Raw genomic sequence first — 23,670 nt, 5'->3', positions numbered from 1 at the left:
TCCGTTTTCTTTTTGTCTGTCGAATGATAACATTTTCTTGACCTTGTCTACGTGATCGAATACGGTGCAGTAATGTATGTTTCCGATCGCGCTTAGCGAAATCAGGGCGACCGTCTTTTCGAACGTCTGATTTCATCCCGCCTGCTGAAAGCGCCTGAATCATTTTGAAACCAGGCTTGCTTCACGTTGAACGCTTCCAACGAGGTGAATTCATGACTTTTTTTGACTCCCATCCCTCCTGTCAAACAGCGCAACAAGTTTCAAATGTGTCTCAAAATGGAATTCCTCATCGAGCCTTTCGAATTCAGACAGTGCTGATCATCCTCTTGAGTCTGTTGTCGGGAATTACACCCTTCCATCTGGCGAGCGCGCAAGACAAGAAGAACACGAAAGACGCTGCAGACAAGTACTGGACTGTGGGAGGGGTCGTCGTTGACGAAGCGGGGCAACCCGTCGCCGATGCGAAAATCTCGGTAGATGTGCGCATTTATCGACGAAACGAAGATGTCAAACGACCGGCCGTCAGTACGAGAATCAAGACGAATGCGAAGGGGGAATGGCAGTTCGATTCTGTTCCCGCTTCTGAATCGGAAGTATTTATCGCCATCAATCACCCCGAGTATGGTCCCTGGCGAAAACGGATCAACCGCAGTGTCTTCGAAGTGAAAGCCAATGCGCGTCCTTCCGCAAAGATCACACTGGGGCAGGGTTTGAATATCACGGGCAGTGTGACGGATGAAAACGGCAAACCTGTCGCCGGCGCGCTGATTCGCACCAAGTTCCTGAATGAAATTCGCGAAGCAGAAACGGACGAGTTTGGCGTCTACCTGCTCAGTGGATGCGAACCTCGCGTGACGCGTGTTGTCGCATCCGCAAAAGGTCGCGCACTGGAAGTAAAAGAAGTCCGCGTGGCCCCGGAGATGGAACCGGTCGACTTTATTCTCAAGCCCGGCGGTAAGATCCGGGTGCGCGTCGTCGATGAAGACGGGAAAGGGATTCCCAAGGCACGCATTTTTTTCCAGCGCTGGCGTGGCAGAATCGATTACTTCGAGTTCGACAATGTCAGCCAGTACGCCGACGAACATGGCGTCTGGGAATGGAATGAAGCCCCCCTGGATGAATTTCAGGCCGACATCTGTCGTCCCGGCGGGATGCAGCTCTCCAAGGAACCGCTTATTGCCAGAGAGAAGGAATATGTCTTCACTCCGCCTCCAGCCCTGGTGGTCTCGGGTCGTGTGATTGATGCGAAGACAAAACAACCGATCAAAAAGTTTCATGTCACGCCCGGACTGCGCAACAGTGATCCACGCCTCGGCATGAACTGGATTCCCCGCGACAGTTTCGATGCCACCGATGGAACGTATCGCGTTCGCCTGAAACACGACTATCCGGCACATCTGGTGCGCATCGAAGCCGCCGGTTATCTGTTAGCCATCTCGCGTGATATCAAAACGGATGAAGGAGAAATCGAAATTGATTTTGCGCTGAAACCGGCACAAGACATCGCTGCGACTCTGATGACAGCAGCGGGGAAACCGGCGTCAGGCGCGAAGATTGCCCTTGGTGTCGCCGACTCGCAGATCAGCGTTGAGAATGGTGAAATTGATGACGGTTCGACCATCGCCACACAGCTCAAGTCGGATGCAAAAGGGCATTTCAGCATCCCGGCACGGACAGAACCATTCCAGCTGATGATCACGCATCCGGCCGGTTTTGCCTACCTCAAATCGGAAAAAGGGGCGATCCCGGAAACCGTCACTCTCACTCCCTGGGCGCGTATTGAAGGAACGTTCCGTGTCGGTACGAAGCCGGTTGCGCGGGTTCCGCTCACCATCTTCAGTAATGTGATCCCGTCTTACGGCGAAGGCGTTCCGAATATCTTCACCCACCACGACACGACCACGGGGAAAGACGGTTCTTATGTGTTTGAACGTGTCTTTCCGGGACACGGACGCATTAACCGCCGCATCATGTTGACCGTCAATGCAGGCTCCGCTGAACCCACTTCGTCGGTCCGAGTACCCGTCGATTTTGTCGCAGGAGAAACGATCTCGCTGGACCTGGGAGGCACCGGTCGCCCGGTGACAGGTCAACTCGCAGCACCCGTCGATCATGAGGCCGAAGTCCTCTGGGCTTTCGCCCTGCTTGACGCCCATCGCTATTTAAAACCACCGGCGGGAATGTTATCGGTTGAGGCAATGCGGAAAGACTTCCAGCACTATCGCAACTGGCTGAATGACTGGAAAAAATCGCCCACTTATGAAGTGGAAAAAGCAGCCTATCAGAAATATCGACAGGCCCGCAATAAACTGCTATCAGAATCTGCCAGCCTGACCGCCAGCATTGCCCGCGATGGCACCTTTCGAATCGACGATGTGCCGCCGGGAGAGTATGCCCTCAAAGTTACCTTCAGTCGGCGAAAGCACGCTGCGGGCAGTCTATACGACGTCCACTTTACCGTGCCCCCCGTGGAACACGGTTACAACCCTGACCCTGTCGATCTGGGTACTTTGACACTGGAGAAATAGAACTGCCAGAGAGCTTTTCTAATTTCAACTGCTGCAAAACATGATTTTCTTGATTCTGACTACACGATTGCATACAGTGGCCAGAACAACAGCACCTGCTACCATCCCATACTATAGTGAAACCATGGCGGCTCTCTCTGCATCATCTGATGTAAATCATCTGTTTGAGTTGCTTTCATCAACTTGATCACTTGATATGTTTGCACAGAGTACAGCTAGAGAGGTGAATTCATGGCCATTTTTATCTGCAAGCAATGTTCCCACACTGAAACCACTCCAGATGAATATATCGGCAGGAAAGCCCGATGTCTGAATTGTCAGTCACTCGGGACGATCGAAGCGGAACCTGCTCCTACAGAGCCTGATACGAAATCCAAACCTGTGCCGACAATGCCACTCCCTCCTGCTGCTCCTGCTCCACCAGTGGCAGTCAGCACACCCGACGCAGCAGAGAAATCGATGCCGGCAGAAAGTTCCACCAAAGACTCGCAGCGTCTGATGATACTGGTCATCCTGGTCTGTCTGCTGTTAGGCGTTCAGATAATCAACCTGTTCTTAGGCAGCCCCACATTACAGCGATGGGAATATGATATTATTTCTCCCAGTGATTCTGTTGTCGTTGAAAAATTGAATCTGCTGGGAGCTGAAGGCTGGGAAGTCGTGAGTGCCAGACGTGCCACCGGCTATGATAATGAAGCGTCCTATGAGATGCTGATCCGCCGCGCCAAATAATTTATGATTAATCATTCGTACTCTTTCTGGCAGCATCAGGAAAACAGCAAACATGTTCTCGCGTCTGAGTCCATTTTTGTATTTTATCTCGCATCGGGGCACTGCCTTTTGTTACAGTATCCCGGTCGAATGAACTCGAACGGGGCTCCATTCAGTAAGGGACGACAGGGTGCGAATTTTAATTGTCGGCGCTGGCATTGGTGGGATGACGCTGGCCGCGTTACTCAAACAGCGGGGTCTGCAGCCGACGTTGATTGAACGGGCTGCCAACTTCGATCACGCGGGTTACATGCTCGGTCTCTGGCCGCTCGGTTATCGCGTGCTGCATGGACTGGGGCTCTACGACCGCTTCGCCGCCGACTGTATCGAATGCAATGACTACGAAGTTCGCGACAATCACGGCGAACTCGTCAAGCACTGGTCGATGGCACCCATCGCCGATCGATTCGGCCCCAATTTAAGCTGCACACGTCCGCAACTGGTGAAGCTGCTGCATTCTGCACTCGACGGAACGGACCTGCGGTTCAACACTTCATTTAATACACTCAGTCAGTCTGGAAACGAAGTCGCCGTCCAGTTCAGTGATGGTAAAATTGAAACCTTTGATCTGGTCGTCGGTGCGGACGGCCTGCATTCGAAAGTCCGCCAGCAGGTGTTTGGCGAACAGCCTTATTATCACACGCACTGGGGAGGCTGGGTCTGGTGGGTCGACCCCGCGAAATTGCCGGAGGAAACATTTATCGAACACTGGGGCGCGGGCCGCTTCTTCGGTATCTACCCGACCAGAGACGGCGCCGGCGTGTATGCCGGCGCACCGGTGGCTGGTGAGTTCGGCGAACAGGGACCTGGGCGCAGCGACCGCATCCGTACTCAGTTTGCCGGCATGGGTGAACTGGTTGACGTCTGCCTGGAGGCCCTGCCCGACGACAGCGAAGACCTGTTCTTCTGGAAGCTTTCCGACGTCCGCGCACACGAATGGGCGCGCGGCCGCGTGGTGCTGCTGGGCGATGCCGCCGCCGGTTTCCTGCCGACCGCGGGCATCGGCGCGTCGATGGCAATGGAGTCCGCCGCCGTGCTCGCTGATGAACTCTCCCGGACGAACAACGAGTTTGTAGAACACGCACTGTCGCTTTATGTCAAACGCCGTAAACACCGTGTAGAGAGCACGCAGAACGACTCGCGTCATCTGGCCAAAATGATGTTCATCAAATCCGCCACCGTCGCTCACATTCGCGATGTCGCCACGAAATTCTATTCCCTCGAACAGCTGGCCAGTTCCATTGCAAAGGCCTTCGATGAACCGATTTGACAGAGCGCCACAGCATGCACCACCGCGGCCAGTTGCTCTACATACTGCGCTTTTCGGGTGTAGAAGAACTACCGGAAGGGGATGTTTTCAGCTGGGAAAACTGGACTGTGTAAGAAGAAGAAGTTTGACCATTTCTACCACGAATTTCTCAATTCAACCGATTTTTCTTTACTTTTGTACACATGTGTTATGATGGAGCTTCGCTTCCTTGCGCGGTTCGTTGTGTGCGCACTTCAGAGAAACTGCGCAGCACATGATTCTATGTTTGCCTGTTACACAATAAATTTACATTGAGGTATCGATATGAAACGACGATCTGTTTTTATGACGTTTATCATGTCCGTCAGCCTGCTGTCGTTTAACTTGATACATTCGGCTGAACCGGTTTCCATATCGATCGAACAGTTCACACAACTTGATAAAGCAATGCAAAAAACGCTGTTGCTCAGTGTATTCCAGAGACGGCTGGAGCATTCGAAAAATCTTGCTTACGAAGTCGATCTGGATTTATTCATTCATGAGAACCAGAATGAACAGCCTGGTAAACTACGAACCTCGGGGCCGTTCCGGCGCTGCCGCGAATGGCGACTGGGAAATTCCTATCGTATGGATTCGGATATGTTCCGTTCCGAGGACAAAGAGGCCTCGCAATGGATCTCAGATGGGTTTGATGGAAATAAAGGAGTATCACGCAGTACGTTTACGGATAAGACTCACAAGTATGGGCGAATCGATACGATTCATGACTTTCTGCTCAGAGACAACCACTTTTTATCCTGGTTGAGTGGCGAATACCCCTCTCATGAAATCTATCTGTTTCAGGATATTATAAAGCACAAAGATGATTTCGATATCCAGGCTCCAGTAGCGAACAAGTTCGTTCAACTCACGATTGATTATCAACCAGACTGGACAAGAAAACCGGGCGGGAAACGAGTCTTCCTGCTTGATCCGAGCAAAGGTTTTCTACCAGTGAGTGGAACTTCACATTGGGAAGCGATGCCTGCAAACGGTGGACAGCGACAGTGGAGGATCGAACGTTTTGTCGTTTCGGAAAGCAAACTGACAGGCGATGTCTGGATGCCCATTCAACTGAGAGAAGAAATCCTTGCTTCTTCAGCGCCAAAAACGATTGCAGTACATGAGATCAAAGTGACCCGCATCGAACACGGAAAAGTCAAACCAGCTGACTTGGTCGTTCCGTTTACCGAAGACATGACCATCGTAGACGCCATCAAAGGTGTAACCTATGTCACCGACAAAGCAGGCAAACCCGTCGGTCCTGTCAAAACAATCAGTAATGGTTCCCCCGCGAATGCATCAAAATGAATGCAGGCTGACGAGATTCGCTTTTCGTAAAACGATTTGGTTTATTCATTCCATTTGTATAGACGATCCCCCCATGAAAAAACCTTCAGCACCACCGTGCTCAGCTGCTTTACCTGCTGCGCCTTACGGGTATGGAAATACTATCGGAAGGAGATGTTTTCAGCTGGGAAAATCGAATCAACTGATCGATCCCTTCAGAGTCAGAAACACAGATACCAGGAGTGATTGATAAAAATGAGTACTTCTGTCTGGAGTGCAGGCTGGCCAGATCGTCTGCGGTCGATCATTGGGAAACAGGGTGAGAACGATGTGTTTCAGTTCGTCATGCTGCGGAAAGGGGAATCGTTCGGAAAACTTCTGGGCACAATTCGAAAAACAGCGGAGGGTGATGCAGCCAAAGAAATCTGTCTGCAGCATCTTATTCAAACGTTTTACCTCGATGCGGACACAGCAGGTCAATTGCGTGAAGCGGTTTGCGAGTCGCTGGCCCGCAGTTTCTGCCAATACATGCCTTCCGGCTGGAATACCGGGAAGAAAATTCGCGAGCGCCGCATCGATGTTCAATCCCATTGGGAATTTCCGAGCGTCGTGACCCATCAGAATTGGGAATATGAAGACTGGCAGCAGTTCAGAACACAAGTTTGGAGTGATCTGGAAGAAATGAATCCGCCAGCAGACTGGTGCCCGGCGGATCATGAGGACCCCCTGCTGCAACAACTGTTCGAGAAACACTGTCCGATATCCTGACAGCCAATTTCCTGTTCCAGCTACATTCCATTTGAAAACCAGCCCCGGCTCTGTCAGACTGGAAGGCACCGTTTCATATAGGGAGCGCTGATTCTGTTCGATTGATTTTTCTGAGGAGTCTGTGATGCAAAGTTGTCTGAGGTTGTGGTGCCTGGTCTTGTGCTGTCTGTTCTCTGCAGTTCCAGTCGTTGCGGAAGAGCCCGCGCATATCGGGGCGCGGCGGGAACTGTTTGTGGATGACTGGATGATTCACAGCCTGGACAACGCCCGACAGGAACTGCATCATCCGCAGCCTCAGGAAATCGCTATTACCTACGACGGGCCCGCAGAAGGCAATACCAGCTATTACGTGCGCATCCTCAAAGACGGGGACAAGTATCGCATGTACTATCGCGGTTCGCATTATGACTGGGAACAACGCAAGCGCGGACATGCCGAAGTCGTCTGTTACGCCGAGAGTGATGATGCGATTCACTGGACCAAACCGGATCTCGGGCTGTTTGAATTCAACGGTTCCAAACAGAATAACATCGTCTGGACGGGAACCGGAGCCCATAATTTTTCACCATTCCTGGATACGAACCCGGCCTGCAAAGCAGACGAAAAGTTCAAAGCCCTGGGTCGTGGCAAAGGGGGGCTGTATGCGTTCTCATCCGCTGATGGCATTCACTGGAAGCTGATGCACGACAAACCGGTGATCACCAAAGGGGCCTTCGATTCACAGAACCTGGCGTTCTGGGACGAGCATCGCGGCCGCTACGTTGATTTTCATCGTGCGTTTTCGAATAAAGTGCGGGCCATCATGACGTGTACTTCGGAAGATTTTCTCAAATGGACGCCGCCTACACTGATCGACATCAAAGATTCGCCACCTCAACATCTTTATACGAATGCGACGATCGCTTATCCGCGGGCACCGCATCTGTTTCTGGCGTTTCCCAAACGTTTCGTTCCCAGCCGAAAAGCGGCCTGGCATCCGGATCCGGAAAACAATCATCCGGGCGTCAGTGATGGCGTGCTGATGACGAGCCGCGACGGGAACACCTGGAAACGCTGGGATGAAGCCTTCCTGCGGCCGGGGCAGAACCGCGAACGCTGGTGGCAGCGAAACAATCACATCGCCTGGGGTATCACCACTACACCGAGTCCCCTGCCCGGCCATGTGCCCGAACTTTCATTGTATGCGATTGAGAACTACTACGTCGGCCCCTGTCGATTAAGACGGTTCACCCTGCGACAGGACGGTTTTGTTTCGATCAACGCCCCGTATACCGGCGGCGAAATGACAACGCGGTTGATTACATTCGACAAGTCCAAAGGGGAATCGCCGGTCGAGCTGGAACTCAACCTGGCAACGTCCGCAGCAGGCAGTGTGCAGTACGAACTGCTGGATAAAAATGGCGAACCGATCCCCGGTTTCACGTTGAAAGAGAGCGAAGAATTCTACGGCGACGAACTGGCGCATACGGCGACCTGGAAAGGGAACAGCGATCTGAGCACACTGGCGGGCAAGCCGGTACGGGTCCGTTTTGTGCTGAAAGACGCCGACCTGTATTCGCTAAGGTTTCGCAATGAATGATCCGGAACGATACAGGTATTAAACACTGTGAAAATCGGAATTCTGTCAGACTCACACAACCATCGGGAGCGGGCCGTGGCGCTGTTGCGTGAGGCGGGCGTCCAGGCGCTGTTTCACTGTGGCGATCTGGCGAGTGAAGAAATTGTTGCGGCCTGCGCGGTGTTGCCTTTTTATTTCTCACTGGGGAATCATGATGCGGACATGGTACGCATTCTGGAACGGGCGGCGGACCAGCATGGTGCGCACTGCCTGGGCTGGGGAGGCGAAGTGACTCTGGCCGGGAAACGGATTGCTGTCGTGCATGGTCATATTAGCCGTGATCTGAAGCCGCTGCTGGAAGCAGAGCCGGACTACCTGCTGACCGGTCATTCGCATCAGAGCCACGATTTTCGTGCAGGCGTCACCCGCCGCATCAATCCGGGGGCACTGTTCCGGGCGAAGGTATTTACCGTCGCAGTACTCGATCTGGCATCCGATGAACTGGAACTGCGGGAGGTGGCGAGATGAAACCCATGCCTCACTTTATCATCTCACCATTATATTCATGCGTGAAATGATAAAGTGAAGTCATTTCGGTTTTCACCTGCGGGGCACTCCCAGGCAGATGCGAAAGCCGTCGCGGGAATCGGAGTAGGCGGGCCCCTTCAGACCCAGGCGGACGGCACAGCGGGCGTTGCCGGGAACGTCGTAGTAGTTGCCGCCACGACAGACGGGACGCGGGTTCTGTTCGACGACATAGAGTTCTTCATGTCCTCCCGTCGGATCGAAGTCGTCGAGGACGATCTCCCAGACGCCGCCACACATGTCGGCCAGTCCAAATCCGTTGCGGCCTTTTTCGCCGTAAAAATCGACAGGGGAGACAAAGGCGAACCCATCGCTCCAGTTGGCATTTGCCAGCGGCCAGATTTTGTTGCGGCCGGGCAGAAAGTCGACGGCGGAAATATTCAGGCGACCTTCACCATCGCGAAGATCGTTGCCCCACCAGAAGTAGTGGCTCTCTTTGCTGCCCCCCCGACAGGCGTAGGCCCATTCGGCTTCGGTGGGCAGACGGTATTCCAGACCTTCCGGCAGACGACCGGCTTTACGTTCGCGTTCCGTGAGCCATTTGCAGAAGGCGCGGCCGTCGTACCAGCTGACGCAGACGACGGGATAACTGTCTCGCAGCGGAAACCCGAAGTTCGGATCTTTCCAGCTCTTGTCTTTGACCGAGATCCAGGGGTGTGGTGGTCCCTCGGCGGGCATCTTCCATTCGGGATCGAATACCTGTGTTTCCCCGCCTGGTTTTTCGGCATCGGTGACGTAGCCGGTCTCAGCTACAAAACGTTTGAACTGCCCCACGCTGACTTCGGTGCGGCCCATCCAGAAACCGTCTTTCACCTGCATCGGTCGCGGCATTTTGCCTTCATACGATTCCCGCTCCGTGCCCGGCGTCGCGCCCCCTTCTCTGCCGGTCGCCCAGGCTTTCTCTTCGGGGGTGCTGCCCATCATGAATTTGCCCGGCGGAATATACAGGACCTCCAGCGAGACATCGTCTCCCAGATCAAGTTTTTTCACCGTCCCCTGCGTGGGTGCATCCGCCGCGCGGGACGGCACGCTCATGACCAGGGCCACAACCAGAGACAGACAGGAAAGCAGCAGACGACAGACAGAAGAGATTCTCATCGGGTGGGTTCCTTGTTAAAGTAATATACGCTGGTGGGACGTCTCAGGCAGGATCGAACTCTGAAGCATTTCATCTGTCAGAGTCGGCGGTGTTCCTGAATTCACAACTAAAGGAAGTTAAGAAAATCCTACCAGACTGAACCAGCGTGTCAACAGGCGAGTTGAAATGTCTGCGTTTTGATTCTTTTTTGTGTGATCAACAGATGGCGGGAAGGTGAAACTGAATGACAGTGCAGAAAAAAGCGGATGGTTACTGGTACGGCGAGAATCACGCAGACCTGCGTCAGGAAATGACCCGATACAGCGAGTTGAACGGCTACCCCATTGACAGTTTTGTCGACGTCGTTTGTACCTGCGGGAATGATTCGTTTCTCTTTCGGACCGATCAGAATGAAGGGGTCGCACTGCGGTTCTGCCCTCAATGCGAAACGGAACACCTGATGGGTGACAGCGAAGATTACGCTGATGAAGCGGAAGTCGAAAAGCATTTCTGTGTCTGTGATGCCGAGGTCTTCCAGATCACAGCGGGCATTCATCGTTATCGGAACGAGGATGATTCCCTGTCAGCGGATGTCAGATGGCTTTATCTGGGTTGCCGCTGTGTCGATTGCGGTCTCGTCGGCTGTTATGCAGACTGGAAAAATGAATTCAACGGCTATGAAGAACTCCTGTCCCGAATGTGAGACAGGACCAGCAATCCGGATTTCGTTTTTATCTCAGATGTAGTGAACTTATCCCTTCTCAGACTGTCTGGTATTCAGAACTTGTATCTCCCGCTGCAGGGCGGGATACTCAATACATCCGTTCGTGGGACTTGGGAGTGACTTCCGCGTAAGCCTCTAGAGCTTTTTAGCACGTCGCTGCTGCTATTCCCCGAACGGATCGTTTTTACTTTGGAGGGAACGTTGTGTCAGATCGGAATGATTCATCAGGTGCCACGGATCGCCAAATACTGCGCGAGCGGTGCGAGCGGGAAGACCTGTTGATGTTTATCAATTCCGGTTTCGCTGCGACCCGTCAGAACGAATTTTATACGGATCTGTACCGCCCCTCTGTTTCGATTGAATTTCTGCACCGTTATGTGCTGATCAACTATCGGCTGCTTTATGCGCGAACGCTGGCGGCGGGCATTAATCATTTCAATCAGCAGCAGATCATTTTCAACCTGCTGCAGGCGGGTGCACCTGCGAATCGTGAACAACGGGCGGAAGAAGGTGAATTGATTTCAGTCGCGCTGCGCAGACTGCCGGCGAACCGTGTCTACTCTTTGTTTGCGAGACTGCAACAGCATCGCGTGAACAATCGGCGTACGCGGGCTGTGATCAAGGCGTATCTGGGCTGGCGACGCGAACCTGAATTTGACGCCGTCAAGTATCGGAACAAATATCGGGCAGCCGCTGCGCACGTGCATAGCCGACTGGAGGCAGAGCTGGGTCGGTTTCTGTTCGACCATGCCAACCAGAAAGCATATCAGACGCCGCTGCTGAATCAGTTTCGCCAGGCACAATACAGTGAGGCTGCGCTATACGAGCTGCCATTCACTGTGGCGGAATCGCTGGCACAGAAACACCAGGTTCCCCGTGATGTCTTCCTGAAAAAAATCGAACCCAAAATGACCGCCGCCGAGAAACTGCGGAATCAGTCTGCTGTCGCGCGGACAAAAGGTGTGGAACTGGAATTCGACCTGACGCAGGCCGGCATTACCAAACTGGCGCTGTATGTACTTTCCCTGTCACAGAATGAACGCACACAGCGGGCAGAAGAACTGGAAGCTGCTTTCACAGGTGCTGCAGAACGACAGCGGAACCGCGTCCCTTTGAAACTGGGACGCGTGGCAGCGGTACTGGACCGCAGTCATTCGACGGTTGGAAGTCGTGAACGACGGAACCGACCGCTGGGTGTCGCGCTGGCGGCCAGTTATCTGCTGCGCGGCGCGGCGGAGGAATACCGGGCGTTCTGGACACCTGCGATGAAAGACGAGGCACATGAGTTCCTCACATACCCGGCGGGACAGACAGCGTTGGCGGAACCATTGCTCGATGCAATGAACTGGCAGCCGGACCTGATTGTGATTGTTTCGGATGGGTACGAGAACGATCCTCCGCAGCTGGTCGACCAGGTCGCGCGTGTGTACCGGGACTGCATTGGAAAAACAGCGACGCCGGAAATCGTGCATATGAATCCGGTGTTCGATGCCGACCATTTTGCGCCCCGTCGCCTGGGAACGACAATTCCGACCGTGGGGCTCCGCGATGCGGAAGACATTCCCACCATGCTCGGCTTTGCCCGGTTCACCGCCGGGGCAGTGAGTCTGAAAGACCTGGAAACATATCTGGCGCTGCGTGTGAAGAGGATGCTGAAATCGGATGAAACATAAAACGACTCGTAAACAGGTTCCCCTGGATCATATTTCGCTTAAAGGTCTGACGCTCGCTCCGTCGCAGGTTCTGGGCGGTGTGCGACTGGTGCCGGTGTTGCGAAACGAGGTGCGCGCCGATCTGCGACTGACCCGACGCCCCTATGATGAAAACATCGCCGCCGTACAGATCGATAACAAGACGGCGTATTATTCGTATATTCCGCATGCCTTTGTTGCTGACTGGTCGTTTGATGGTGCGCCGGTCGCCGCCTATGGTACACAGATCCGGGCGGAAAAATCGCAGCGCACCACCGACGGCAAAGTTCACGACCTCGGTTTCATGAAGGCCCGGGTGATGCAGAAAATGCGGGCGCGCGAAGATCGAAACCGACTGCGGTTTCTGCCCCTCGATGTCAGCCTGGAAGGTTTCCTGTCATTGCATTTCGGGGGCCCGGATGTGATCTGGGAAGAATATTCCCGCGCTGCCATCAAGAATGGATTGAGTCCCCGTTCGGAGCGAACCATTCCCGGTCGTCTGATTAAAGGTCTGGAAGATGCGCTGCGCGTCTTCGAAATTCATACGGACCAGGTAGGCTCGCTGGTGTTCGTCGGCGATGCACTGGCGTCGGCGTTCATCGTGCCTCACCCGGACGATTATCGGGCCATGCATTCCACCCTGCTGACCGACGATTATGGTGAGCTGCTCTACTACTACGGCTTATACGCAGAGGAAAACCGTCTGCATCCGCACGAGATCGACGCGGAACGTGTGCAGTCGCTGGACGATTTGCGGACTGAAGTGGCCCGTGTTCGAACGGACTGGGCGGACCTGCATCAGCTGATGTCACACAATCTGCTGGGCTGTCCGGTTCGGCCGGAAATGGTTTATGACATGGGTCCGTTTCAACTGCAGCGGTTCATGACAGAATTGGATCCCAAAGCAGAAAACCATATTGGCGAGGCCATCATTCGCAAGAATGGAACGCTGGAATATCTGAAGTCGTATCGTCTCTCTGCAGCGCAGTGCCGACGTGCGTTTTTACTGATGCAGCTGGCGGAATGTAACTGGTCGCTGGATGTCTGTGCCGCGCATCTGAAGTGTACCCGCAATGAGCTGATTTTTCGTCTGGAAAATGCCGGCTTCGGTTATCTGCTGCATCAGCACGTGCTGGAAAAAGCACACAGTGCGATTCGAGAAGATTCGTAATCAGGAAGCAACCTGTCTATTGGTGATGCCAGGCACTTCATATCACTGATTGACAGATCGTTTCACTCCGGTAGGATAAACACTCAGTACCATTGCTTTGATATCGTGCCAAAACCTTAGAACAGGAATCCAAATCGAAAACATGGTATATCAAACTTTTTATTGCTGTTACCGGACCGGTGAAGAGATCTGGATGGAAATTCCCGTTCCAGGTGAACGAGGCAGTTATGAGAAACACATTTCGCTCGCGGAAGTGAGCCCCCTGATTGGCGCTTTGCCTCCTTCGATTGATCTGCATGACTTTTCTGGAATGCAGTTTCAACCCTGGTAGCAGTGAAAACTGAAATACTATTACGTTAAACACTCCGAGGAGACTACCGTGATAAAATTGATCCGCAACCTACTCGTTGCATTGCTAGCTGGAATGGCGGGTTGCTCTTCGGAAACATCGTCGCCGTCTCCGCCAGCTGATTTGCATGGCGATTCCACAATCAATCCCATTATTCTAGAGCTCATGAAACAGCATGAGATTGAAGCACAGATTGATGATGGTTGGGTCGTCGTCGCAGATCGTCCTTCCATTTGTGGTGCGGTCGTAACTAAGACACGTCCTACACCCGATGTGATAAGTATCCAGATCGACATTTATTTCAAAATTGCCCCTGATCGAATCCTCGTGGAATCGTTTGGTGGGCTTGGGACAACGCTGGAAGAAGCGGTCGCCGATGGCATTAATAATTTTGCCGTAAATTCGCTTCACGTTCTGCTGTCGGCATTCTACGAGAAAAATGATCGTCAGGCAGTCATAGAGCAATGGACTATCAATGGCATTCCCCGTCGTGTAACTATCGGCCATATTGGAATGCGTGGAAATGTACCTGATTCAGGAGAAGGGTCTCCAGAGTGGTTTCTGGACCTAGAAAAAAATATCAAAAAGTCATCATTACAGGCAGGAACGCATTGGGTTCGGTGTTATTACGCGCAAATGGAGAATCAATCCGTTTCACTCGAAATTCTTCGAGATAATCAACATTGGAAGGCGATCCAAACCGAAATGGAAAAAACCAATTGGCCAAAAGCCGATGATTTTTTCAGCGTCCGTGTGTTTCTTGTCATCCAGGATCATGACAAGTAATAAATGATTTCGCTCGTAGCTACACTAATACATTTATAGAAGGAAATACATCTTAAATCCAGGAATCGACTGTTTGTTGTAAGAGCATCAAGTTATTTGACGTTGCGAGGTTGTCTGCCTATATTCAGTCAGTTCAATATGACTTTCTTTTTGACTGAAATTCAGGTAATTCTTATGAAAATCTCCCCCCTCATTCTGGCTGGTCTGTTGGTTCTCAATATGACTTGCCGGTGCCAAGCGGATCTGAATCTGTATGTCAACGGGAGTGGGCCACAGGGCTTTCTCGGGACCAAAGAAAAACCTTTTTATACGATCGATCAGGCACGGAATATCATTAGACTGGCGCGGCATCAGGGCAAGTTGAAAACCGAAGACCGGGTCACTGTGCACATTGAGCCGGGCGTGTATGAATATTCTTCGTCGCTGAAATTCGACAAAACCGATGGCGGCACGCAAGAGAATCCAGTGGTTTATCGGGCGACGAAACCGGGAACCGTGCGAATCCAGGGGGGAGTGAGTCTCGACGCCGGCACGTTTCAACCGGTTACTGATGCGGCGATTCTGAAACGGTTGCCTGAAGGAGCCCGCGGGAAAGTCCTGGTTTGTGATCTGTCGACCGTGGTCAAAGAACCTTTTGCCGAATTCAAACCCTCCTATCGGGGGGTGCCTGTCGGGCCGTGGCTGTATGTGAATCATCGACCGATGACACTGGCCCGCTGGCCGAACGCAGACGCTCAGGATGCAGGCTGGGCCTCGTTTACCAAAGTCATTGACAAAGGATTGCCTGACCCCAAAGCGAAAGATCCGGCGAAGCAGAAATCGCATCCGGGTGCGTTTGTATTTGATGATCCCCGCCCTGCCCGCTGGAAGCTGGATGAGGGTGTGTGGCTGCTGGGATACTGGACGCACGACTGGAGTGATGAAGTCATTCGCATCGCCGACTACGATCCGCAGCAGAAAATCATCAGGCTGGCAGCTCCGCACAGTTACGGCATCATGGGGGGAACCTGGGGTGCGAAAGCACGCCGCTTCTTTGCGCTCAACGTGCTGGAAGAACTCGATACGCCGGGGGAATGGTATCTGGATCGTGCCAGGAAGCAGTTGTATCTGTATCCCCAGGGAAAGCTGGATTACGCTGAGATTGTGCTGGCGACATTGACACAGCCTCTGATGCAGGTTCAAGGTACACAACATATCCGGTTCGAAAATCTGAATTTTGAATACAGTCATTCCGAAGGGGTCTCGCTGCAGTCGACCGAAGGAGTGGAACTGGCGGGCTGTGTGGTCGCGAACCTGGCGAGTGGCGGCATCTCGGTTTCGGGCACGCAGAATACGATTCGCAGCTGCGATCTGTACCACCTGGGAACGCGGGGCATCACGCTGAATGGAGGCGATCGGAAACAACTGCAACGTGCTGAGAACCGGGCGATTAATAATCATATCCACGATTATGGTCTGTTCCAGCGGACGTATGCTCCGGGCATTTACGCGGGGGGCTGCGGACAGATTGTGCAGAACAACTGCATTCACGACGCACCACATAATGCGATTCTGTATGGCGGGAATGAAAATCTGTTTGAGCGTAATGAGATTTACCGCGTGGTGATGGAGACCGGGGATTCGGGCGCGTTCTACACCGGTCGCGACTGGACGACCCAGGGAAACATACTGCGGCACAATTTCATCCACAACCTGGGAGGCGGCGATGCAGAGCATGTCAATACGATGGGCGTTTACCTGGATGACTGCGACAGCGGCGACACCGTGGAAGGGAATGTCTTCTATCGCACGGGGCGGGCCATCATGATCGGGGGCGGACGCGATAACCCGATTCTGAACAACCTGGTGATTGACTGTCCGATCGGGCTGCACGTCGATTCGCGGGGCATGACCTGGAAGCAGTGGAATGATCCGAAATCGGCAGGCTGGAATCTGGAAGAGAAAGCCGAAAAGATGAACTACAGACAGCCACCGTGGAGTACCAGGTATCCGCATCTGGCGAAAATCATGACCGACTCGCCGCAGGAGCCTCTGTATAACCCGATCCAACGGAATGTGTTTGTGAACTGCAGCAAAGAGGTTTTTCACATGGATGGCAACGTGAAGAAGCTGCTCGATAAATTCGAAATCGAACACAATCTCGCCGTGAATACGACAGGCGCGACAAGCGGCATTGCGATGACGAAGGACCTTAAAGGTTTCACGAATCTGAGCGGCTCTCAAAGCAAACCGATCCCGGTGGGCATGACTGTCGACATGAGCGGACAGCTGACATTGCAGCAGGACCCCAGTCTGCTGAAGAAGGAAGCATCATTCGAACCGATTCCCTTTAATGAGATCGGCCTGTATCGCGATGAATATCGTCGGGAACTACCTGAGAGAAGACCTATCGACTGAAGATATTGCTTCAAGAGAGGCCATTGATGTCATATTACCCTGATCTATCGCCGTGTGAATACTTCGGATTTAAGCACGAAGGACACCTGTTATCCGTTGGCTGGTTAGATGGTGCTCACGAATTTTCATCCGGACCAATGGCTGAGGAAGACTACAGGCACCTTGAAAGATTGATCGAGATGGCTTTTCAGCCTGTTGTCTTGATGGGCAGCCATGACTGTAATCTTTGTCAATTTGAGGGAGCGCGGGGAAACCGGAACCTGTTCATACCGGATAAGGGAAAGATTCTCGTTGTGCCAGAACTCGTCCTCCATTACATCAATTGCCATCATTACCTTCCACCGGACCGATTTCTAAATGCCATGAGAAGTATCAAGAACTCCAGCGATATGGAGTACAAGCAGAGACTGCTGAAGAATCATGGCCGGTTTCTTCTGGCTGGTAATCAATCATAAACCCAAACTATATTTTCATATTCGCCGGATTTCACTAAAATCGATACTGATTTCGTGAACGAGCCATGATGGCTCTCTGGTAGAATGAGGCACTAAGTGGCGCTGGATGATGTTGCTGTACTTTCACTGACGATTGCAGACGCCGCGGATTCGCTGGGTGTTTCGACAGCGTCGGTGCGAAACTGGATCAAGGCCGGCTATCTGATCCCGACCGATCGAGGCAGCATTACGCGCAATTCGTTTGATGAGTTTCGAAAACATGTCGCCGGTCAGGAGAAACTGATCGCACGGGCCAACAAATCACAAAAAGACAGCCACGATCACGGTGCGCTGTCCAGCCGCTATCGACAACTGTTGCAGGGGGAGGATATTGATGGCGAACTGATTGGCAATCAGTATCAGGAATCGCTGTCCAACGCCTATCGCAATCAGGAAGGCATCTATTATACACCCGACTGGATTATCGAACGCTTCTTCGCGCATCTGCCTGAGGACCGGGAGGGGTTGACGTTTTGTGATCCCTGTTGCGGTTCCGGCAACTTTATTCTGGCAGCACTCGAACAGGGTTTTGCAGCCGAAAATATTTATGGCTTTGACATCGATCCGGTGGCGGTCGCGATCACCAGGCGTCGCCTGTTTGAACGGACCGGCTTTGATTCACCCCATATTCAGTGTGCTGATTTTCTGGAAACCAGTCTGCAGGCCAGACAACCTCAGTTTGATGTCATTTTCACGAATCCACCCTGGGGCAAGAAGCTGAGTAAAGCACAGAAGCAGTCGTATGCAGTTGCATTCGCTGCCGGGAACAGTCGTGATACCTGTTCGCTGTTTTTCTATGCAGCGCTGTCCCGATTACAGCCGACAGGATTTCTGGGGTTTCTGCTGCCCGATGCATTCTTTAACGTCGCCGCGTTTACCGACGTGCGTGATCGGGCACTAACGCTGGATATCAAAGCGCTCATGGACTTTGGCAAACCGTTCCCTGGCCTGGTGACCAAGGCGAAAGGGATTGTGCTGCAGAACCAGGCGAACCGGAATGTACCGATCTGCTGCGAGGGTTTGACGGAAACCAATGTGCGTACGCCCACTTCGTTTCAACAGAACCCGAAATCGATTCTGAATTTCTCCTGTGCACCGGAAGAAGCAGAGGTGATCGCGCACCTGTATGCACGGGATCATCTGAAACTGTCCGACCACGCGCAGTTCGGGCTGGGAATCGTTACCGGGAATAATAAAAAGTACTGTGTCGCTGCGGCTCAAGCCGGGTATCTGCCCGTGTATAAAGGCGCCGATCTGCAACCGGGGTCTCTGCGGAAACCCTCGACTTTCATTCCCGCTGATTTCTCGCTCTATCAGCAGGTGGCTCCCCGGGAGCTGTATCAGGCGCCGGAAAAACTGATCTATCGCTTTATCTCGTCGCGTCTGGTTTTTCATCATGACAGATCGCAGTCTTATTTTCTGAACAGTGTGAATATGCTGGTGCCGGAACCGGATTTTCCCATCACCGGCGAGCAGTTGTGCCAGCTGTTGAACAGCCGCGTGATGAACTGGCTGTTTCAATCCATCTTCGAGACGCATAAAGTTCTCCGCGCCGATCTGGGTGCGTTACCGATTCACACCCGGTATTTTGAACGGTATGATGAATTTGACGAAGACCGCTATTTGAACTTCCTGGGAATAGAAGAAACAGAGTCTGGCGGATATCGCATCAAAGAGAGTGGAGAGTCAGCATCATGAAAACCGAACTGCTGCATGCGAATTTTGGCTGGTTACACGCACCCCCGTTTCCGCCGGCCTGCTGTCACTGTCTGATCATACGCAGTGAATCGGGGCTGATCCTGGTTGATACGGGGATCGGCATGCAGGATATCGCCTCGCCGGAAGAGCGGGTCGGCTTAGAAGCAATCCAGGCTGCCGGCTTTCAGTTTATTGAATCAGTAACGGCGCTCGCGCAGATTCAGGAGCTGGGTTATACCGCTGATGATGTGACCGACATCATTCTCACGCATGGGGACCCGGACCATGTGGGAGGCCTGGCTGATTTTCCGGACGCGCGCGTGCATCTGTCTGCCGAGGAGAAACAGCAGCTGGAAACCGACGACCCCCGTTATCGCAGTGCCCAGTTTTCGCATCGCCCGCAATGGGTGACTTACGACATCAACGACGCCGACTGGTTCGGCATGCCGTCCCGCTGTGTCGATACCGCCGTGAACATCGACGTGCGGCTGATTCCCCTGTTCGGTCATACCAGTGGCCACTGTGGCGTGGCGGTAGAGACGGAGGGCGACTGGTTCCTGCATGTGGGGGACGCCTATTATCTGCGGGGGGAACTGACTGATCCACAGCATCCGATAGGCGAACTGGCTGCGTTCCGCGCCACCGATAATGCAGAACGACTTACATCACTGGCACGGCTCAGAACGTGCATCGACGAGCACGGCGACTCTTTCGCATACTGCGGCTATCACGATACGAGTGAACTGCCCGCTTCCGTGCCTGCCTTCGAAGAGATTCGCTGATTTGAAAATTTCCTGTTGACATACCTACAATGCGTAGGTATTAATTACCTACATAACGTAGGCACAACGGAGACAGGAGTTTGACATGGCGAAAGCAGATACCACGCCGCTGACCGAAATTCAGCGCGAGATGATGGAAATCGTGTGGCAACGCGAAGAGGTGACGGTGAGCGAAGTGCGGGACGCGTTGTCGGCCCATCGCCCCCTGGCCCGCAACACGGTGCAGACGATGCTCGTGCGGCTGGAGGAAAAGGGCTGGCTCAAGCACCGCGAGCAGGGCCGGACGTTCGTCTATTCAGCGAACCGTCCCCGCACGCTCTCGCTGGGGGCCAAAGTCTCCCAGATGGTGGATCGTCTGTTTGCCGGTTCTCCCGAAGAAATGGTGACCGCGTTGCTGGAATACCGGGGCCTGTCCGCCGACGAAGCCGAACGGATCCGTGCGATGATTGAAGCTGCGGAAACGGAGCCAAAGCAAAAACCCAAACGACAGAGGTAAGCTCGATGAACGCGTTTGATTTCTGGAAACCCGGTGATCTGCTCCTGATGGGGAGCGTGAATGTACTGCTGCAGGTCACGTTTGTGACGGCCCTGTTTCTGGTACTGGCTGCCTTTCTGCGCCGCAACCCAACCGTTCGCTACGGTCTGCTGTGTACGGCGCTCATGCTGATCATGCTGAGTCCGGTGATCACACTCGTCATACAGTCTTCCGGAAACAGCCTGTTGACCTTTTCGCTCGAAACAGAGGATACAGCGAGCCGCCCGGGGTCCGAAGTCAGATATGTTCCAGTCGAAGTCGATGCGCTGCCTTTGCTGTCCTCCGCCGGGAATCCGGAACGAGAACACTTTGCCCGGCCTGCATTACCTGATCCGACAGAACCGGGGATGCTCAAGCGGAAACTGCATTCCGGCTCGGTGCTGGAATTATCAAGGGGATCGAAACAATATACACTCCTCGCAAGTGAGGTTCCCACGAATGAAACAGGCACAGTTCAGACACTCCGGCTGACATTACAGATCTTTCTGTTAGTCTGGCTGGCCGGTACTCTCATTTCGCTGATCAGACAACTCACAGGCTGGTATCGGCTCATGCGCATTTTGCGTGCCGCAAAACCGAATTGTGATCATGCACTGGCTGAGTCGTTCGCGGAAGCGGGACGTCACTTTCCACAGCATCGACTGCCGGAACTGGTCGTCTCTCCCCAACTGTCCGGACCGGTTTCCGCGGGTCTGTTTCAGTCACGGGTAGTCTTCCCGGAACAGCTGGCCCGTCAGATTGATGCGGAATCGTTACGGGATATCTTCATTCATGAAATTGCACACAGCGTCCGCCGCGATCTGGTGATTCTGCTGATTCAAAATCTGTCGTCGGCGCTGTTCTGGTTTCATCCCCTGGTCATGAAGCTGAACCATCAACTGGCACAGGCGCGGGAAGAAGTCTGCGACAATTACGTGCTGGAAGAAACGGACGCGAAATCTTACAGCCAGACACTGTTAAGTCTCGCAGAACGCATTTCAACAAAACCGTTTCTGCCCGGTGCGATTGGTCTGTTTACGTCGCGCTGGAAACTGGAGCAGCGAATCGCCGGCCTGCTCGATCAACGCCGCAGTCGCTTGACCCGACTCTCCAGCTCGAAACTGGTCTTCCTGGTGACACTGTCGGTCTGCATGGCTGCTGGTATCGCGGCGGGAACTTTTACTTCAGCGGTCGCGCAAACCGAAGATTCAAAACAGACCGAACCGGTTGTGAACGGCATCATCATTCGTGGCACGATCACCACTCACGAAGGGAAACCGGCGGCAGGGGCACACGTCGAAGTCACCGGGACGCACTCGGAGGATAAGACAAAACGAAAACTGCTGGCAGAAGGTAAGACGGACAAGGCAGGTCAGTACAAACTGTCGCTGCCTGCTGATGCGCCGAAATTATACGATCAGTATGAGTTCACCGCCTGGACCGAGCATTCGGGTTTTATATCACGGAACAAAAAATGGGACGGTGATGCCATGACCATCGATCAAAAACTTCCCCAACCATTGAATGGCATCATCCAGTTTGTTGATGCGGAAGGACGGCCTGCGAAAAATTTATCGCTGGACATGGAACTGCTCAACATCAAAGTCTCCGCGCTTCCCAATGCTGTCATTCAACCTTTGCAGACCAGTGATAAACCGACCAAACGCCCTCAGAATATCACTAACATGGCCCCTGATTCCATGCTGCACTTCAGTCCCCGTAAAACCGATGACCAGGGCAGACTGAGGCTGAATATGTTTGATTTGCGCAGAGGAGTCACCCTGAAAGTTATCGGCTCGGAAGAATTCGCACCACAGTGGGTAATTCTCAATTCGGGTCTGCCTGAAGAACGTGGCAAACATGACGGAACGTATCGTGAGCTCTTTAGAAACATCAAACCGGGAGAGACGTTGACGATTCCCCTCGCGCCGGCAAAATGGTTTTCAGGTCGTGTGCTGCTGGGTGATACAGGGAAGCCGGCGGCTGACACGCGGATCAAAATCTGGGCCAGCCAGCAGGAAAGGCATGGGTCGATGGTTTCCGTTGAGGGTAAGACTGACGCTGCGGGAAATTTTCGTTTGAACCCCCGACCAGGGGTCCGGTTCGGAATCATCGCCTATCCGCCACAAGGGACTCCCTATCTGACACGGGAAGTGAAAGACCTGCGCTGGACTCCTGAAACTTCAAAAAATATTGAGATCAAACTCGACAAGGTTGTACTGGCAGAAGGCTTTGTCCGCGATGCAAAGACCGGTCAGCCGTTAGAAGGGGCCTCGGTTCAGTACTACCCCGAGATGACCAACGACAGAAGACTGCTGGATGACATCGTCTCTGGCTGGCAAAGCATTCAGAAAACAGACACGTCAGGGAAGTTTCAGATTCCCGTCTTACCCGGCCCGGGAACGTTACTCGTACATGCGGCGGAGAAAAACTACATCCTGCAGGAACGGGACTCGGAAGTTCTTAACAGTGGGAAACCAGGTGGCACGCGAATGTACGCGCACGCCTTCCAGAAGGTCAATCCGGCTAAAGATGATACTCTGAAACCGATGAAAATAGAGCTGCAGTCGGGTGCAACCGTCGCCGGGACGCTCGTCGACGAACAAGGCCAGCCGATCAAACACGCGATCATGATTTCAAGGCTGAAACCAGACCCATTGTCGCCCGACTGGCGCGGTCTACCCGTCGAATTAAACAACGGCACGTTCGAACTTCATGGACTACGTCAAGGCGTCGAATACCCGGTCTATTTTCTCGACTCAAAGAACCGTCTGGGTACCGTCGTAAAGATCAGTGCCAGGACCAAAGAACCCAAAATTGTGCTCAAGCCCTGCGGCTCTGCAAATGTGAGATACGTGGATTCCGACGGAAAACCCATCGCAGAGAAAATTATTGGCGGCTTGTACCTGGTCGTTACGCCTGGTACTCCAAAGTACGATTTGCCGGCATTACAAAGTGGCAAATTATGGGCGGATGAAGAACTCGTATTTAATATTGACCGAGTCAATTTCAGTTTGCCATCCGCATGCTCCACCGATGCCGAGGGAAAACTGACATTTCCTGCTCTGATTCCCGGTGCAACATACCGTCACGTCAAGATCGTCAACGGGCATCCCCAGATCACTCATGAATTTGTCCTGGAACCAGGCGAGCAGAAAGACCTTGGTGAGATCGAGCTTCACCTGAAAGAGTGAGGGA

18 protein-coding genes are annotated in these 23,670 nt (G+C 53.1%); 17 read left to right on the top strand and 1 reads right to left on the bottom strand.

Features of this window, described 5'->3' with window-relative positions:
* Positions 1–266 precede the first annotated feature (266 nt).
* From ACN0YN_RS25770 to ACN0YN_RS25740, 7 genes are all read left to right on the top strand, one after another.
* Positions 267–2,528 carry a carboxypeptidase-like regulatory domain-containing protein gene (locus ACN0YN_RS25770; RefSeq protein WP_417387906.1) on the top strand — a complete coding sequence of 754 codons (2,262 nt, stop codon included), beginning with the start codon at positions 267–269 and terminating at the stop codon, positions 2,526–2,528.
* Between the two features lie 231 nt (positions 2,529–2,759).
* Positions 2,760–3,260 carry a hypothetical protein gene (locus ACN0YN_RS25765; protein ID WP_417387905.1) on the top strand — a complete coding sequence of 167 codons (501 nt, stop codon included), beginning with the start codon at positions 2,760–2,762 and terminating at the stop codon, positions 3,258–3,260.
* A 169-nt stretch (positions 3,261–3,429) separates the two neighbouring features.
* Positions 3,430–4,569: an FAD-dependent monooxygenase gene (locus ACN0YN_RS25760; RefSeq protein ID WP_417387904.1), complete on the top strand. Its 1,140-nt coding sequence runs from the start codon at positions 3,430–3,432 to the stop codon at positions 4,567–4,569.
* A 303-nt stretch (positions 4,570–4,872) separates the two neighbouring features.
* On the top strand, positions 4,873–5,898 hold the full coding sequence (locus tag ACN0YN_RS25755) for a hypothetical protein (RefSeq protein ID WP_417387903.1): 1,026 nt from the start codon (positions 4,873–4,875) through the stop codon (positions 5,896–5,898).
* A 234-nt stretch (positions 5,899–6,132) separates the two neighbouring features.
* Positions 6,133–6,645, top strand: coding sequence for a hypothetical protein (locus ACN0YN_RS25750; RefSeq protein ID WP_417387902.1), 513 nt, complete (start codon positions 6,133–6,135; stop codon positions 6,643–6,645).
* A gap of 124 nt (positions 6,646–6,769) precedes the next feature.
* Positions 6,770–8,224 carry a hypothetical protein gene (locus tag ACN0YN_RS25745; RefSeq protein ID WP_417387901.1) on the top strand — a complete coding sequence of 485 codons (1,455 nt, stop codon included), beginning with the start codon at positions 6,770–6,772 and terminating at the stop codon, positions 8,222–8,224.
* Positions 8,225–8,251: 27 nt separating this feature from the next.
* Entirely contained in the window at positions 8,252–8,731 is a 480-nt protein-coding gene (locus ACN0YN_RS25740; RefSeq protein WP_417387900.1) for a metallophosphoesterase family protein, read from the top strand.
* A 72-nt stretch (positions 8,732–8,803) separates the two neighbouring features.
* Here ACN0YN_RS25740 and ACN0YN_RS25735 read toward each other — a convergent pair whose 3' ends face one another.
* Positions 8,804–9,886, bottom strand: coding sequence for a formylglycine-generating enzyme family protein (locus ACN0YN_RS25735; RefSeq protein ID WP_417387899.1), 1,083 nt, complete (start codon positions 9,884–9,886; stop codon positions 8,804–8,806).
* A gap of 224 nt (positions 9,887–10,110) precedes the next feature.
* On the opposite strand from ACN0YN_RS25735, the gene ACN0YN_RS25730 reads away from it, so the two are divergent.
* From ACN0YN_RS25730 to ACN0YN_RS25685, 10 genes are all read left to right on the top strand, one after another.
* Positions 10,111–10,569, top strand: a complete 459-nt coding sequence (locus tag ACN0YN_RS25730; protein WP_417387898.1) for a hypothetical protein — start codon at positions 10,111–10,113, stop codon at positions 10,567–10,569.
* A 224-nt stretch (positions 10,570–10,793) separates the two neighbouring features.
* The gene (locus ACN0YN_RS25725) at positions 10,794–12,263 is read left to right on the top strand and encodes a hypothetical protein (protein ID WP_417387897.1); all 1,470 of its coding nucleotides are present in this window, start codon (positions 10,794–10,796) and stop codon (positions 12,261–12,263) included.
* Positions 12,253–13,452 (top strand): ARPP-2 domain-containing protein, encoded by a 1,200-nt coding sequence (locus ACN0YN_RS25720; RefSeq protein ID WP_417387896.1) that lies wholly within the window; start codon positions 12,253–12,255, stop codon positions 13,450–13,452. The genes ACN0YN_RS25725 and ACN0YN_RS25720 overlap by 11 nt, the downstream gene beginning before the upstream one ends.
* A gap of 142 nt (positions 13,453–13,594) precedes the next feature.
* Complete coding sequence (locus tag ACN0YN_RS25715) at positions 13,595–13,783, top strand: hypothetical protein (RefSeq protein WP_417387895.1); 189 nt, start codon at positions 13,595–13,597, stop codon at positions 13,781–13,783.
* A gap of 48 nt (positions 13,784–13,831) precedes the next feature.
* Complete coding sequence (locus tag ACN0YN_RS25710; RefSeq protein WP_417387894.1) at positions 13,832–14,587, top strand: DUF6348 family protein; 756 nt, start codon at positions 13,832–13,834, stop codon at positions 14,585–14,587.
* Between the two features lie 174 nt (positions 14,588–14,761).
* Positions 14,762–16,984: a right-handed parallel beta-helix repeat-containing protein gene (locus ACN0YN_RS25705; RefSeq protein WP_417387893.1), complete on the top strand. Its 2,223-nt coding sequence runs from the start codon at positions 14,762–14,764 to the stop codon at positions 16,982–16,984.
* 551 nt (positions 16,985–17,535) lie between these two features.
* Positions 17,536–19,176, top strand: a complete 1,641-nt coding sequence (locus ACN0YN_RS25700) for a TaqI-like C-terminal specificity domain-containing protein (protein ID WP_417387892.1) — start codon at positions 17,536–17,538, stop codon at positions 19,174–19,176.
* Complete coding sequence (locus tag ACN0YN_RS25695) at positions 19,173–19,958, top strand: MBL fold metallo-hydrolase (RefSeq protein ID WP_417387891.1); 786 nt, start codon at positions 19,173–19,175, stop codon at positions 19,956–19,958. The genes ACN0YN_RS25700 and ACN0YN_RS25695 overlap by 4 nt, the downstream gene beginning before the upstream one ends.
* Before the next feature lie 85 nt (positions 19,959–20,043).
* Positions 20,044–20,454, top strand: coding sequence for a BlaI/MecI/CopY family transcriptional regulator (locus ACN0YN_RS25690; protein WP_278465268.1), 411 nt, complete (start codon positions 20,044–20,046; stop codon positions 20,452–20,454).
* A gap of 5 nt (positions 20,455–20,459) precedes the next feature.
* A complete protein-coding gene (locus ACN0YN_RS25685; RefSeq protein WP_417387890.1) occupies positions 20,460–23,666 on the top strand; it encodes a M56 family metallopeptidase in 3,207 nt (1,068 codons plus the stop codon).
* The last annotated feature ends 4 nt before the right edge of the window (positions 23,667–23,670 follow it).

Origin of the sequence: Gimesia sp., assembly GCF_048260065.1 — a bacterium.
GTDB lineage: Bacteria > Planctomycetota > Planctomycetia > Planctomycetales > Planctomycetaceae > Gimesia.
The sequence above is the reverse complement of the archived record's forward strand: the minus strand, read 5'-3'. Positions and strand labels throughout refer to the sequence as shown.

What these genes read in the sequence shown, in the direction of transcription:
- ACN0YN_RS25765 (WP_417387905.1), top strand. Translation starts at nt 2,760, where the DNA reads ATGGCCATTTTTATCTGCAAGCAATGTTCCCACACTGAAACCACTCCA.
- ACN0YN_RS25685 (WP_417387890.1), top strand. Translation starts at nt 20,460, where the DNA reads ATGAACGCGTTTGATTTCTGGAAACCCGGTGATCTGCTCCTGATGGGG.
- ACN0YN_RS25690 (WP_278465268.1), top strand. Translation starts at nt 20,044, where the DNA reads ATGGCGAAAGCAGATACCACGCCGCTGACCGAAATTCAGCGCGAGATG.
- ACN0YN_RS25735 (WP_417387899.1), bottom strand. Translation starts at nt 9,886, where the DNA reads ATGAGAATCTCTTCTGTCTGTCGTCTGCTGCTTTCCTGTCTGTCTCTG.
- ACN0YN_RS25715 (WP_417387895.1), top strand. Translation starts at nt 13,595, where the DNA reads ATGGTATATCAAACTTTTTATTGCTGTTACCGGACCGGTGAAGAGATC.
- ACN0YN_RS25705 (WP_417387893.1), top strand. Translation starts at nt 14,762, where the DNA reads ATGAAAATCTCCCCCCTCATTCTGGCTGGTCTGTTGGTTCTCAATATG.
- ACN0YN_RS25695 (WP_417387891.1), top strand. Translation starts at nt 19,173, where the DNA reads ATGAAAACCGAACTGCTGCATGCGAATTTTGGCTGGTTACACGCACCC.
- ACN0YN_RS25730 (WP_417387898.1), top strand. Translation starts at nt 10,111, where the DNA reads ATGACAGTGCAGAAAAAAGCGGATGGTTACTGGTACGGCGAGAATCAC.
- ACN0YN_RS25755 (WP_417387903.1), top strand. Translation starts at nt 4,873, where the DNA reads ATGAAACGACGATCTGTTTTTATGACGTTTATCATGTCCGTCAGCCTG.
- ACN0YN_RS25720 (WP_417387896.1), top strand. Translation starts at nt 12,253, where the DNA reads ATGAAACATAAAACGACTCGTAAACAGGTTCCCCTGGATCATATTTCG.
- ACN0YN_RS25745 (WP_417387901.1), top strand. Translation starts at nt 6,770, where the DNA reads ATGCAAAGTTGTCTGAGGTTGTGGTGCCTGGTCTTGTGCTGTCTGTTC.
- ACN0YN_RS25750 (WP_417387902.1), top strand. Translation starts at nt 6,133, where the DNA reads ATGAGTACTTCTGTCTGGAGTGCAGGCTGGCCAGATCGTCTGCGGTCG.